The 12,850-nt window shown below is 47.1% G+C and carries 14 protein-coding genes and 1 tRNA gene; 12 read left to right on the forward strand and 3 right to left on the reverse strand.

The features are described from left to right. Positions 1 to 154 precede the first annotated feature (154 nt). The 12 genes from H8S84_RS16085 (at position 155) to H8S84_RS16140 (ending at position 10,728) form a co-directional block, all read left to right on the forward strand. Complete coding sequence (locus tag H8S84_RS16085) at positions 155 to 1,504, forward strand: MBL fold metallo-hydrolase (protein ID WP_187068402.1); 1,350 nt, start codon at positions 155 to 157, stop codon at positions 1,502 to 1,504. Between the two features lie 129 nt (positions 1,505 to 1,633). After that, positions 1,634 to 2,077, forward strand: coding sequence for a hypothetical protein (locus H8S84_RS16090; protein ID WP_187068403.1), 444 nt, complete (start codon positions 1,634 to 1,636; stop codon positions 2,075 to 2,077). A 104-nt stretch (positions 2,078 to 2,181) separates the two neighbouring features. Next, positions 2,182 to 2,829: a Crp/Fnr family transcriptional regulator gene (locus H8S84_RS16095; protein WP_187068404.1), complete on the forward strand. Its 648-nt coding sequence runs from the start codon at positions 2,182 to 2,184 to the stop codon at positions 2,827 to 2,829. A 164-nt stretch (positions 2,830 to 2,993) separates the two neighbouring features. Further along, the gene (locus tag H8S84_RS16100; protein WP_187068405.1) at positions 2,994 to 3,857 is read left to right on the forward strand and encodes a sulfite exporter TauE/SafE family protein; all 864 of its coding nucleotides are present in this window, start codon (positions 2,994 to 2,996) and stop codon (positions 3,855 to 3,857) included. 124 nt (positions 3,858 to 3,981) lie between these two features. Beyond that, complete coding sequence (locus H8S84_RS16105) at positions 3,982 to 5,394, forward strand: MBL fold metallo-hydrolase (RefSeq protein WP_187068406.1); 1,413 nt, start codon at positions 3,982 to 3,984, stop codon at positions 5,392 to 5,394. Positions 5,395 to 5,648: 254 nt separating this feature from the next. Then, positions 5,649 to 5,975, forward strand: coding sequence for a rhodanese-like domain-containing protein (locus tag H8S84_RS16110; RefSeq protein ID WP_187068407.1), 327 nt, complete (start codon positions 5,649 to 5,651; stop codon positions 5,973 to 5,975). A 95-nt stretch (positions 5,976 to 6,070) separates the two neighbouring features. Beyond that, a complete protein-coding gene (locus H8S84_RS16115; protein WP_187068408.1) occupies positions 6,071 to 6,628 on the forward strand; it encodes a YeeE/YedE family protein in 558 nt (185 codons plus the stop codon). Between the two features lie 138 nt (positions 6,629 to 6,766). Next, positions 6,767 to 7,180 (forward strand): YeeE/YedE family protein, encoded by a 414-nt coding sequence (locus H8S84_RS16120; protein WP_187068409.1) that lies wholly within the window; start codon positions 6,767 to 6,769, stop codon positions 7,178 to 7,180. A gap of 93 nt (positions 7,181 to 7,273) precedes the next feature. Then, entirely contained in the window at positions 7,274 to 8,539 is a 1,266-nt protein-coding gene (locus H8S84_RS16125) for an MFS transporter (RefSeq protein WP_187068410.1), read from the forward strand. Positions 8,540 to 8,635: 96 nt separating this feature from the next. After that, on the forward strand, positions 8,636 to 8,998 hold the full coding sequence (locus H8S84_RS16130; RefSeq protein WP_187068411.1) for a hypothetical protein: 363 nt from the start codon (positions 8,636 to 8,638) through the stop codon (positions 8,996 to 8,998). A 144-nt stretch (positions 8,999 to 9,142) separates the two neighbouring features. Further along, entirely contained in the window at positions 9,143 to 10,036 is an 894-nt protein-coding gene (locus tag H8S84_RS16135; RefSeq protein ID WP_187068412.1) for a DsrE family protein, read from the forward strand. Between the two features lie 59 nt (positions 10,037 to 10,095). After that, a complete protein-coding gene (locus H8S84_RS16140; RefSeq protein ID WP_187068413.1) occupies positions 10,096 to 10,728 on the forward strand; it encodes a TlpA family protein disulfide reductase in 633 nt (210 codons plus the stop codon). Between the two features lie 69 nt (positions 10,729 to 10,797). On the opposite strand, the gene H8S84_RS16145 is transcribed toward H8S84_RS16140, so the two are convergent. The 3 genes from H8S84_RS16145 to H8S84_RS16155 all read right to left on the reverse strand — a co-directional run bounded on the left by H8S84_RS16145 (position 10,798) and on the right by H8S84_RS16155 (position 12,795). Next, positions 10,798 to 10,888, reverse strand: a tRNA-Ser gene (locus tag H8S84_RS16145). Between the two features lie 69 nt (positions 10,889 to 10,957). After that, the gene (locus H8S84_RS16150; RefSeq protein WP_187068414.1) at positions 10,958 to 12,025 is read right to left on the reverse strand and encodes an asparaginase; all 1,068 of its coding nucleotides are present in this window, start codon (positions 12,023 to 12,025) and stop codon (positions 10,958 to 10,960) included. 2 nt (positions 12,026 to 12,027) lie between these two features. Continuing rightward, on the reverse strand, positions 12,028 to 12,795 hold the full coding sequence (locus H8S84_RS16155; RefSeq protein ID WP_187068415.1) for a TatD family hydrolase: 768 nt from the start codon (positions 12,793 to 12,795) through the stop codon (positions 12,028 to 12,030). Positions 12,796 to 12,850: the final 55 nt, after the last annotated feature.

Here is a 12,850-nt window from a genome sequence, read left to right on the forward strand (position 1 = left end):
CAAACGTCACAGTATAAGCATATAAGTCAGATTACCTTTGTAAACACAGATCAGGAAGCTTTTTGATAAGTATACTTCCGGTTTTAAAAAACTGGTTGTGAACAAGAAAGCAGCCTGTAAAGTAAAACACAACTAAAACCTAATAACCTGAATCATGAAGATAAAACAGTTTGAAGACAAGGGATTAGCCCATTATTCATACGCTATTTTAAGCGAGCAAATTGGGGAGATCATACTTATAGACCCAGCACGAAACCCACAGCCATACTATGACTATGCTGAGGAAAACAATGCCAAAATTGTAGGAGTGATCGAAACGCACCCGCACGCCGACTTTGTAAGCTCCCATCTGGAGATACACGAGGAAACAGGCGCAACAATCTACGCCCACAGTATGGTAGGCGCTGATTACCCGCACCAGGCTTTCGACGAAGGCGCTGAACTGCAGATCGGTGAGGTAAAACTTAAGTCTGTGCATACTCCGGGTCACTCGCCGGATGGTATCAGCATTGTGCTGGAGCACGAAGGCAAAGACAAGGCTGTATTTACAGGCGATACGCTTTTCATTGGGGATGTAGGCCGTCCGGACCTGCGTGAGAGTGCAGGTAACATTACTGCCAAACGTGAGGAGCTGGCGCGCCAGATGTATCACAGCACACGCGAAAAGCTGATGAAACTAGACGACGATGTAACTGTTTACCCAGCGCACGGTGCCGGTACCCTTTGCGGAAAAGGCTTGAGCGAAGCCAACAGCAGCACCATCGGCGCTGAGAAAAGGAGCAACTACGCCCTGCAGCAAATGAGCGAGGATGATTTTGTGAAGATCCTGACAGAAGACCAGCCGTTTATACCTAAGTACTTCGGCTACGACGTAGGACTTAACAAACAGGGTGCACCAGACTATAAAAAAAGTATAACAGGTGTAAAAAAACTGGAGAAGAACTATAAACAGGAAGACGGTACCGTGGTAGTGGATGCCCGCAGCGAAAAAACATTTAAAAAAGGCCACTACAAAGGCGCTATCAACATACAGAATGGGGGTAAGTTCGAAACCTGGCTGGGAAGTATAGTTAGCCCAAACGAAAGCTACTATCTGGTGGCGGAGAGTGAAGAGGAGCTGAAGGACCTAATAGACAAGGCGTCGAAGATCGGTTACGAACTGTTGATGAAAGGTGCATTTGTGATGGATGCGGCGGCAGATGAGAAAACACCTCAGATAGATGTTGAGGAGTTTAAGCAACACCAGGAGGATTATACTATTGTCGACATCCGAAACACATCTGAGGTAAAAGGTGGCAAGTTCTTCGAGAAAGCCATTAATATTCCGTTGCCAGAACTGCGCGAAAGGGCAAAAGAAATACCATCCGACAAGCCAGTGGTGGTGCACTGCGCGGGTGGCTACCGTTCTGCGGCTGGCAGCAGCATTGTGGAGGCGGCCCTGCCTGATACCACAGTACTCGACCTGAGCGAAGCTGTTAACGACTTCAAGAACGGTCAGAAATAATTTCATCAATAATAAAGTATAGCCGGTGCAATATAGCAATGCACCGGCTATTGATTTGTAAGCAGCCCTGGCCGCATCACTGCTAATTCCAAATCGTATAGTATAAAGCTAAACCAAAAGAAACAAACTATGAATAAGTACGAAGGCCGCGTAAGAGAAAGCTCCACAGACACTGCCAACCAAAAAATTGACAGACAAACGTTAGAAAACATTGAGCGCTATGGATATGATGGACCCGATACTATTGACCAAAGGCTTAAAGAACTGGAGAAGGAATGGGATATTGAACGTGTGCTGGAGGTAAACGCTTCTACCTTGGCCCTAAGTGGTATAATACTGGGCGCTACGAAAGACAAACGTTGGTTTATTTTGCCAGGTATCGTAACTTCATTTCTGCTGCAGCATGGCTTGCAGGGCTGGTGCCCTCCCCTTCCCATACTTCGGAAGCTTGGTTTTAGGACCAGAAAGGAGATAGAGGAAGAGCGGGTGTCACTTAAAGCTTTGCGAGGTGATTTTAACCGGGTATTGGGCGCAACAACGCCTGCTGGTGTTTTGAATGTGGTAAGGGATTAAAGCCATTCCAGCTATACCTGTTATCATTTTATTACCAATATATAAACCTGATTATCCGGTACCGCAATTTCAAGTATGGGCCGTAACGCATCTGAACTATAAACATGGAAATTTTAGACAAAGAAGAAATACTGAAGCAGTTTCCGCAACTGGAGCAGCCGTTAATGGACGAGTTGCTGAAACAGAGTACCCTAAAAACAATAGAGGCAGGCGACGAAGTGATGCGCACAGGGCAGTACATAAAATCCACTATTCTGCTGCTCAGCGGTCTGCTTAAAGTATATCGTGAGGATGACGAAGGCAACGAGTTTCTGATGTATTACCTAGAGCCCGGCAACGCCTGCGCCCTTTCTATGATGTGTACGGCCCGGAACGAGAAAAGCCAGATCATGGCAAAAGCCGTAACAGACGTAGAGGTGCTATTGGTACCTTCCCATTTGTCGGAAATGTGGCTGGGCAAGTATAAAAGCTGGCATAACTTTGTAATCGCCTCTTACCGACAGCGCTTCGAAGAACTGCTGCAAACCTTGGATAGCATTGCTTTTAAAGGGCTCGACGAGAGACTGCTTTTCTACCTGAAACGCCACGTTAAAGTAAGCGGCAAGGAAGTAAGGTTATCGCACCAGCAAATTGCCGACGAACTCAACAGTTCCCGCGAAGTGATTTCCAGACTTTTGAAAAAATTAGAGCAGACCGGGGCCATTACCCTGCACCGCAACTACCTCGAAGTGCACGACCTGGAGATAGTTTAAGTTTAGAGAAGTATAAGAGACGCAGATTTTGCGTCTCTTATTTTTTTCTATACTGCTAAACTTACTTCTCCTACTCCTTTACCCTTCCTCTGTGACAAGAGTCACTGTACTCCACTATAGCATACTGTACCTTTGTATCAGTTAAAATTAAAACATTAAAACAGATGGAAATACTCGGATATATCGCTGCTATGTTAATTGGATTATCACTTGGGTTGATCGGCGGCGGCGGCTCCATACTTACAGTACCTGTACTTGTTTACCTTATCGGGCTTAGCCCGGTCATTTCTACGGCTTATTCGCTGTTTATTGTGGGCCTTACCAGTTTGGTGGGTTCTTATAAGTTTTACCAGAAAGGACTGGTAAGCCTGAAGACTGCAGTTGTGTTTGGCTTGCCATCTATAGTGGCCGTGTACATTACGCGCCGTTACCTGGTGCCGGCCATTCCGGAAAATCTCTTCACTGTGGGTGATTTTGTTGTTACCAAAGGAGTGTTGCTGATGTTGCTCTTTGCCGGACTGATGGTGTTTGCCTCTATCAGCATGATTAGGAAGAAGAAAGAGGTACCAGCTGATCCTTCAGAGCCCGTTGACGAGAACATTGATACGGAGCTTGACGTGGAAAACACTGATCCGGCAGAAAGGCATCCAAAGCCAAAATTCAACTACGGCGGCATCCTGGCGGAAGGCCTTATAGTAGGCACGCTAACCGGCCTGGTTGGTGCAGGTGGTGGCTTCCTGATCATCCCGGCGCTGGTACTCTTCAGTAAGCTCGACATGAAAATGGCCGTGGGCACTTCGCTCCTGATCATTGCAGTAAAGTCGCTGTTCGGCTTTATAGGCGACATCTACAACTACGAAATAGACTGGATGTTCCTTAGCATATTCTCTGTAATATCTATTGCAGGCATCTTTATCGGCACATTCCTCTCTACTAAGATACACGCAGATAAACTGAAGACATCATTTGGCTGGTTTGTGCTCGTGATGGGTATCTATATCATCATAAAAGAAATATTTTTCGCTTAGGTTATCAGCGTGATATAAGTCACAGACTCAGGCTTATATAATTCCGAAATTTGTAGTGTCATCAGGATAAATGGTGACAATTTAAACAGAAACAAAAAGTATAAAACATTAAAAATCAACTACCATGAAAGTAGAACAGATTTATACCGGTTGCCTGGCACAAGGCGCCTACTACATCGAAAGCAACGGCGAGGCTGCTATCATCGACCCGCTTCGCGAGGTAAAACCTTACATCGAGAAAGCCGATAAAGACGGCGCCAAGATCAAGTATGTACTTGAAACACACTTCCACGCAGACTTTGTGTCGGGCCACGTGGATCTGGCAAAAGCAACTGGCGCAACTATAATTTTCGGACCAAATGCACAGCCTGCGTTTAAAGCACATGTATCAACAGACGGCGAGGAACTGAAGTTAGGAAACGTGACTATTAAAGTGCTGCACACCCCAGGCCATACGATGGAATCTACCACGTATTTGCTGATCGATGAGAACGGCAAAGAGCACAGTATTTTCTCCGGCGACACGCTGTTTATCGGTGATGTGGGCCGCCCTGACCTGGCTGTAAAATCAGACCTTACGGAAGAGCAACTGGCACAACACCTCTACGACTCGCTGCGCAATAAGATAATGACTTTGCCGGATGATGTGATCGTGTACCCTGCACACGGTGCCGGATCTGCCTGCGGCAAGAATATGAGTAAAGAAACGACTGACCTGCTGGGTAACCAGAAGAAGAATAACTATGCCCTGCGTGCCGATATGAGCAAAGAAGAGTTCGTGAAAGAAGTAACAGAAGGCTTACTACCTCCTCCGGGTTACTTCCCGCTGAACGTGAAAATGAACAAGGAAGGCTATGCCAATATTGATGATGTAATGGCACAGGGGCTGCAGGAATTATCTCCGGAAGCATTTGAGGCTGCAGCCAACGAGACAGGTGCACTAGTACTGGATACACGAAAGCCAGAGGAGTTTGCCCATGGCTTTATTCCGAACGCTGTGAACATTGGTATCGACGGCAACTTTGCCCCATGGGTAGGTGCACTTATACCAGATATTCAGCAGCCCATTCTGATTGTGGCGGACGCGGGCCGGGAAGAAGAAGTTGTTACCAGGCTGGCACGCGTAGGGTACGACATTGCCATCGGCTACCTGAAGGGCGGCTTCCAGAGCTGGAGAAATGCAAACAAAGAAGTAGATACGATCAGCTCGATATCTGCAGAAGAGTTTGCCAAACGCTATGAGCAGAACAAAGCCATGAAGGTGGTGGATGTACGCAAACCAGGTGAATACCAGGCAGAGCATGTAGAAACCGCCAACAATACACCACTGGACTACCTGAACGAGCACCTGGCAGAGTTGCCTAAGGAAGAAGAAATGTACCTGCACTGTGCAGGCGGCTACCGCTCTATGATCGCAGCATCTATACTTAAGGCAAGAGGCTTTGAGAATGTGGTAAACGTGGAAGGCGGCTTTAAGGCCATTGCTGAGACCAGTGTACCTAAAACGGCCTACGTTTGCCCAAGCACACTGAAATAGTAATCGTTTCAGGTCAAGTACATAAACCTTTGATATTATATCAGAAATAGTAAACCCACCACTGCCCCTCCCAAGAGGGGAATCACAGATACAATAAATTCCCCTCCTCGGAGGGGCAGGGATGGGTAAATCGTTAGCTTTAATTAAAGTATAAAAGTTTGCTACGTGACCTAAGTCACAGACAAAGGGCCTATAAATTCCGACCTTTGTATAGTAATCGAACCACAGTAAAAGTTAAAAGACTAGTATAAGCCATGTTCAATATATTTAAATCCGCTCCCAAGAACTACGAAGATCTGGACGGAACTACATTCAGAACCAAATACCAGAACACTCCTAAAGCGGAGTTGCTGGACGTAAGGACAGCCGGTGAGTTTGCCGGAGGCTCCATTAAAGGTGCTAAAAACCTGGACGTGACATCTGCACAGTTCCAGCAGGCGCTGAAGACAATGGACAAGGACAAAGAGTACTTCTTGTTCTGCCGCAGTGGCAACCGCAGCGGCTCTGCCTGCAATATGATGGCCGAGCAAGGTTTTAAAGCACACAACCTGGCAGGCGGAATTGGTGCCTGGCCCAGATAGTATAAGTATATTCACCCTGGCAGGAAACATGAGGGAGCCTGCGACCTGGCTCCCTCCCTGCTTTTCACCATAAACCTAAACTAAACTACTAAGAGATGTTAGAATTCATTAGCCAGCCATGGCCGTGGTATACGTCGGGCGCCGTGATCGCCTTTGTGATGGTACTGCTGCTGTTCTTTGGGAAGTCGTTTGGCTTTTCGTCGAACCTGCGCACGATCTGCACAGCCTGCGGTGCCGGCAAAAACGTTAAGTTCTTTGACTTTGACTGGCGCTCCCAAACCTGGAACCTGCTGTTCCTGGTGGGTGCGGTAATAGGTGGTTTTATTTCGGCAGAGTTTCTAGCCGGCGATATGCCACTACAACTATCACAGGCAACGATACAGGACCTGCAAGCGCTGGAAATTTCCGGCCCAGACGATCTGCAGCCGGAAGAGCTGTTTAGCCTGGAGGCGATCTTCACGGTAAAAGGATTTCTGGTGATGCTGCTAGGCGGCTTTGCCATCGGTTTCGGCTCCCGTTACGCCGGAGGCTGTACCTCAGGCCACGCCATCAGCGGTCTATCCAACCTGCAGCTGCCTTCGCTTATCGCCGTTATCGGCTTCTTTATAGGAGGCCTGATCACCACCTTTATCCTGCTACCACTTATATTTTAATGAGTAATTAATAATGACGAATGATTAATAATTATGTGCTTGTAATTAGGTCTATTTCAAAGTTACTCACCATCCATTATTCATTCTTCACTCACAATTATTCATTAATCATTAGTAACTAATTAATTATAGCAACCCGTGAAAGGATTAAAATTTATATTAGCCGGCATTCTGTTCGGTATCGTGATGAGTAAGTCGGAGGCCATTTCGTGGTTCCGTATCCAGGAGATGTTCCGCTTCCAGTCGTTCCATATGTATGGCATCATCGGAACAGCCGTAGTGTTGGGTGCGATCGCTGTGTACCTGATCAAAAAGTATAAACTGCGCGATTTTCAGGGCAACCCGATCGTGTTCACGCCTAAAGAAATGTCTGTTCCGCGTTATATAATAGGCGGTACTATCTTCGGGCTTGGCTGGGCCCTGACAGGTGCCTGCCCGGGACCGATGTTCGTGAACATTGGCTTCAGCTACTGGGCAATTTTTGTAGCCATCGGAGGCGCCATTGCTGGTACTTACATGTATGGCGTGCTCCGCGACAAGCTGCCCCATTAAAAAGACATTGGCTAAAAGTTGGGCATGTTTTGAAAGCCACCTGCATTTATGCTGTGGCTTTCAGGCATGTTAAAAAGGTTTAGAAAACAAATCATGACACAGTTACCCGAAACAAAGCTTGGATTAAGGAAGAATGCAGGACAGTTCTGGCTGCTGGTACTTGTAAACGGCTTTGTTGGTTCGATGGTAGGATTAGAGCGTTCTGTAATTCCGGAATTTGCTGAAACAGTTTTTGGCATTAACGGGCACACGGCGCTTCTTTCTTTTATAGTTGCATTTGGACTGGCAAAGTCTGCGGCAAACCTGGCTATGGGCCAGCTGGCCACAAAGTATACCCGCCGGCAACTATTACTGATCGGGTGGCTGTTTGCCCTGCCAGTGCCCTGGCTGCTGCTGTACGCCAATAGCTGGTGGTGGGTGATCATCGCTAACTTACTTCTGGGTATAAACCAGGGGCTGGCTTGGTCGGCTACGGTAGTCATGAAGATTGACCTGGTAGGCGAAAAGAACCGCGGTCTGGCCATGGGTATAAATGAATTTGCCGGTTACCTGGCTGTGGGCCTGGTTGCTTTCCTAGCTGGTTATATAGCCTCTGCTACCGGAGATGTAACCATGGCTTTTGTTCCGGGTATTGCTTTCTCTATCATCGGTTTACTGCTTACCCAGTTCCTGGTGCGCGATACACATGCACACGTGCAAACGGAAACAGCTAAAACTACACTCCCGCTGTTGCCCAACACCTGGAAAGATACAACTTGGCGCCATCCTAACTTAGGATCTGTAACGCTGAACGGCTTTGTAAATAACCTGAACGATGGTATACTTTGGGGTCTGTTACCGGTACTGCTCAGTACAAAAGGCTATAGCTTAACTGAAACGGGCTTTTTAGCGGGTATATACCCTGTTGTATGGGGCCTGGGCCAACTGGTTACAGGCAAGCTGGGCGATGTGCTTTGCAAAAAGCAATTGCTAAGTATGGGTATGATGATACAGGGCGTGGCAATCGGCTTACTTTTATTTGCCGGCTCCTACCCAATTTTGGTGACGGCGCTTATTATACTTGGTGCAGGTACAGCTTTAGTATACCCTAACTTTTTGTCGGTAGTGGCCGAGAATACGCACCCAAGCCAAAGGCCGCAGAGCCTGGGCATCTTCCGGTTCTGGCGCGACTTCGGCTATGTAGCCGGAGCAATAGCTGCTGGTGTGTTCAGTGATATATTTGGGTTGCAATGGGTTATACTCGGAACAGCCATACTTACAGTAATTGCAGGCGTATTATCTGAATACAGGATGTGCTGCACCAAAAAAGTACTCTGGCATAGCAAGGAATGTGATACCGGGTTGTTAAAGGCATCCTGATTTTATACTTTTATGAAACCTGAAGGCCGGAACGGTTTATACTTAAGCCCTGTTGAAATGAATACTGCACATGCTTACGTGCTGCAATAAGCTTATATGAGAACTTACCTGTTGTTATTTCTGAGCATCCTGTTACTGCTCTTCGCACTGCCGAAGAACAGCAGCCTGCGCAGCTTTGCACAGCAGGCTGAACTCAAAAAAGCATGCAGCTACAGCAAGCGTTTTGTAAAAAAAACGTGTGCAAGAAAGTGCCTGAAGCACCAGACGCATTCAGAAAACCAAAATAACGCAGCTAACTTAGGCACCGACTGTAATCAACAGGTGTATGCCCTTGTAAGTGCGCTGCAGGCCGAGCCGTTAATTTATTTACAGGCTAAACGCGCCTTTAAAACTCCGCTCGTCCGGAAACACCTCTCTCCTGACCTGGAGCACGACCCCGAACCACCGCGGTTCTCTTAAAATAACCTTTTGTTTTATTGCAACAGAAGGACAGAATTCTGTTCCTGATTTGTTGCCCTTGCGCTGTGCCTACTACCTGACTAGTGTTGGGTAAAAGTATAGCTACACCCTATTTATTATGTTATTTTAAGAAAACTGGATCTTATGGAAATTACTCCGAAGCAAAAAATATCATTCCTGGTGCTGCGCATTATGGCCAGCCTTATCTTCATTGTAGCAGGTATTAGTCACTTTGTGAAAACTGCCGGTGCAGCCGCAAGGCTTGAAAATGCTCCATTCGCACATCTGGCTACCTGGATGGCACCAGCCGAAACACTTATTATACTTTCTGGTATTGGTTTGCTGCTTGGCGGCTTTATGCTGCTGGCGGGTTATAAAACCAAACTGGCAGCTGCCGGCTTACTGGCCATACTAATCCCGATCACACTTACAGTACAGGTGGGAAGCGGAGACTACGGGCCATTGTTCAAGAACGTCGCACTTACCGGCGTGCTGATCTTCTTCATCGTGAATGGTGCCGTGCACTATGGCCTTGACCAAGCAATGGAACTGAAAAAAAGAATGAGACAGAGCGTAACCACAATCCAGCGGGGCAACTATGCTGCCGTACTCGTAACAGGACTATTGCTACTTGGTTCCTGTGCATCTACAACTTCTGTTGCACAGAGTACATCACAGCAGGACACAGCCACACAAGCCGCTAAAAAGAAGTATGCTGTACTCATCAGCCAGCCTAACCACCTGAAAGCCGCTGTAAATACGGCAGAGACTATTACAAAAGAGAGTAAGTATAACCGCGAAACCTTTGTAGTAATGGCCTGCGGAAAGTCTGTAGAGGCTTTTAAAAAAGATGGAGCAATGGCCGCTGAAATAGAAAAAGGAAGAGCAGCCGGCGTTACGTACATGCTATGTGGCATGTCGCTAAAGAAGTTTAATATTGATCCAGCCACCCTGGTAGAGGGTATTGAGATAACTCCAAACGGGTTAACCTATATGTTCGACCTGAAGCAGCAAGGTTTTATTACTGTGGAACTTTAGTCACATAACATCAGAAAAGTTTAGGCTATCTTAGCTACGTTTAAAGAAAGACAAACCTCATGAACAAGAATAAATTTTTGATAAAGAACATACCAGGCTGGGCAGTTATGCTGGCTATTTTCGGTGTGTTATACCTAACAGGTCTGCACACAGAAGCTATAGGACAAGTACAGCGCCTGTTGCTGGCTACTGGTATCAAAAACGCCGATGTGCCGGAAACCCTCCAAAACCCGGACGCCAATGCAGTGATAGACGCAGCAGCAGTGGCCAACACAGAAATGGCCGGGGCAGGCTTCCAGATGGTAGACCTCGATGGCAAACAGGTAAGCTTTGAGAGCCTGAAAGGGAAAGTGGTATTTATGAACATCTGGGCCACCTGGTGCCCGCCATGTATCGCTGAAATGCCTAATATCCAAAAGCTGTATGACAAAGTAGGCTCCGAGAAGATTGCTTTTGTAATGCTTTCTGTGGATGAAGGCGGCATGGAGAAGGTAAAGAAATTCATCAAGAAGAAGGGCTATACTTTCCCGGTGTACATGCCGGCGAGCCAATTGCCGCAGGAGTTTTATTCCAATGCCATTCCAACTACTTTTATTATCTCGCCGGCTGGTAAGATAGTAGCCAAGCAAGAAGGCATGGCCGATTATAACACCAAAGAAGTGCGGGATTTTCTAACAAATATGGTGAAGTAAAAGTAACCCAGAGTTAAATTTTACAAACAAAAAGGCCTCTACACATTGCAGAGGCCTTTTTGTTTATTTTGGCAGAGAGCAAGGGATTCGAACCCTTGATACCCTTTTGGGGTATACACACTTTCCAGGCGTGCTCCTTCGACCACTCGGACAGCTCTCTTTATCTGGTGCAAAGATAGGGTAAAATGACGCACATCTGCAAACGCACCTGCTTTATACTTACAGATTCCTATAAAGTTATTTCACCACGCAGGTTCTCGCACAGCAGCATTCTTGTTTCCTCGTAGCTTAGCTCCTGCCCCAGTACAAACATTAGCTTAGTTATAGCTGCCTCCGTAGTAATGTCTGCTCCGCCAATAACGCCCATGGTTAGCAAATGCGTACTGGTCTCGTACTGCCCTTGTATTACACGTCCTTCATCGCACTGAGACACGTTTAAAATATGCACACCAGCATCCAACGCCTGATGTACCAGTTCCAGAAACCAGGGTGCAGATGGAGCATTACCAGAGCCAAACGTTTCCAGCACCACGCCTTTCAGACCCTCTGCCTGTAAAACTGTTTTCACCGTAAGTGGTGTTATCCCCGGGAAGAGCTTCAGTATAGCTACTTTATCACTCAGCTGCTTATGCACGCGCAAACCTTGGCTTGGGTGTTGAAGGATATTATCGGAGCTGTATTCTATATCAATACCGGTTTCGGCCAGTGGTGGGTAGTTATCTGACTTGAACGCATCGAAGTGGCTACTCTCAACTTTTTTGGCCCGGTTGCCACGCAACAACAGGTCACGGAAGTAGATGCAAACCTCCGGCACTACGCTTTTGCCGTTTTGTTTTGTACCGGCTATCTGCAGCGCCGTAATAAGGTTTTCGCGGGCATCTGTGCGAATGCGACCAATTGGCACCTGTGCACCAGTAAAGATCACCGGTTTTTGCAGGTTCTCGAGCAGGTAGCTAAGTGCTGAGGCACTGTAGGCCATGGTATCAGTACCATGCAGCACTACAAAGCCATCATACTTATCATAGTTCTCTTCTATTAAACGAGCCAGCATCAGCCAGTCGTCTATAGTTACGTTAGAAGAGTCGATGGCTGGTTCCATGCTCATCACTGTGAGCATATAGCTAAACTGGCTTAGCTCGGGCACGTGGTCCAGTATCTGCGAAAAGTTAAACGGCACCAGGTGATGTTCCGCCTTGTCGTACACCATGCCTACTGTGCCGCCGGTGTAAATGATCAGGATAGACGCCTCCGGGTGCAGCGGAGTTGCTGTATCGATGTGTACCTGTACTACCTCCATGGCTATAGTTTGAACAGGTTAAGCGCGTTGGTTGTGGTTTTCTCGGCTACCTCTTCTAGGTCTCTGCCCATCAACTCGGCCACTCGCTTTGCTACCAGGGTCAAGTATACCGGCTCGTTGCGTTTGCCACGATGCGGCACAGGCGCCAAGTACGGGCAATCGGTTTCGAGTACCAGCTGTTCTATGCTAACATGCGGAAGAACTTTGTCCAAGCCTCCGTTTTTGAAAGTAGCCACACCGCCTATGCCCATCAGAAAACCAAGCTCTTTTACCTTCTCCGCCTCTTCTGCTGTTCCTGAAAAGCAATGAAATATACCTTTCAGAGAGCCGTCCTGGGCAGCGGAAATTATTTCATAGGTCTCGTTAAAGGAGTCGCGGGTATGCAGCACAATGGGCAAATTATACTTTTTAGCCAGCTCCACCTGTACTTTTAGCGCCTCCTGCTGCTGTGGCAGAAACGTTTTGTCCCAGTAAAGGTCTATGCCGCACTCTCCTACTGCCGCGAATTCCCGCTTGCTCAGCCAGTCTTCGACTAAGTATAGCTGACGCTCAAAATCTTTATCAACAGAGGTGGGATGCAGGCCCATCATAGGAATACATTGCCCCGGAAATTGGGCCTCAGTTTCCAACATTACATCTATGGAAGTATGATCTATGTTAGGCATGTAGATTTTGCCTACTCCTTCGTCTCCTGCCCTTCTTACTGCCTCGGCTCTGTCGTCTTTAAACTGCTCGGCATAAATATGCGCGTGCGAATCAATCAAATGCATGTATCAAGTATGGTTTAACATCGGGCCATGGCCAATGTAGTACTACAAAGTTTAC

Source organism: Pontibacter cellulosilyticus (genome assembly GCF_014306105.1).
In the GTDB taxonomy this organism is placed as follows: domain Bacteria; phylum Bacteroidota; class Bacteroidia; order Cytophagales; family Hymenobacteraceae; genus Pontibacter; species Pontibacter cellulosilyticus.

Bases quoted from the DNA above. Each gene is read 5' to 3' on its own strand.
- H8S84_RS16130 (WP_187068411.1), top strand. From the start codon at position 8,636: ATGAGAACTTACCTGTTGTTATTTCTGAGCATCCTGTTACTGCTCTTC.
- H8S84_RS16095 (WP_187068404.1), top strand. From the start codon at position 2,182: ATGGAAATTTTAGACAAAGAAGAAATACTGAAGCAGTTTCCGCAACTG.
- H8S84_RS16150 (WP_187068414.1), bottom strand. From the start codon at position 12,025: ATGGAGGTAGTACAGGTACACATCGATACAGCAACTCCGCTGCACCCG.
- H8S84_RS16110 (WP_187068407.1), top strand. From the start codon at position 5,649: ATGTTCAATATATTTAAATCCGCTCCCAAGAACTACGAAGATCTGGAC.
- H8S84_RS16135 (WP_187068412.1), top strand. From the start codon at position 9,143: ATGGAAATTACTCCGAAGCAAAAAATATCATTCCTGGTGCTGCGCATT.
- H8S84_RS16100 (WP_187068405.1), top strand. From the start codon at position 2,994: ATGGAAATACTCGGATATATCGCTGCTATGTTAATTGGATTATCACTT.
- H8S84_RS16155 (WP_187068415.1), bottom strand. From the start codon at position 12,795: ATGCATTTGATTGATTCGCACGCGCATATTTATGCCGAGCAGTTTAAA.
- H8S84_RS16140 (WP_187068413.1), top strand. From the start codon at position 10,096: ATGAACAAGAATAAATTTTTGATAAAGAACATACCAGGCTGGGCAGTT.
- H8S84_RS16105 (WP_187068406.1), top strand. From the start codon at position 3,982: ATGAAAGTAGAACAGATTTATACCGGTTGCCTGGCACAAGGCGCCTAC.
- H8S84_RS16090 (WP_187068403.1), top strand. From the start codon at position 1,634: ATGAATAAGTACGAAGGCCGCGTAAGAGAAAGCTCCACAGACACTGCC.
- H8S84_RS16085 (WP_187068402.1), top strand. From the start codon at position 155: ATGAAGATAAAACAGTTTGAAGACAAGGGATTAGCCCATTATTCATAC.
- H8S84_RS16115 (WP_187068408.1), top strand. From the start codon at position 6,071: ATGTTAGAATTCATTAGCCAGCCATGGCCGTGGTATACGTCGGGCGCC.
- H8S84_RS16125 (WP_187068410.1), top strand. From the start codon at position 7,274: ATGACACAGTTACCCGAAACAAAGCTTGGATTAAGGAAGAATGCAGGA.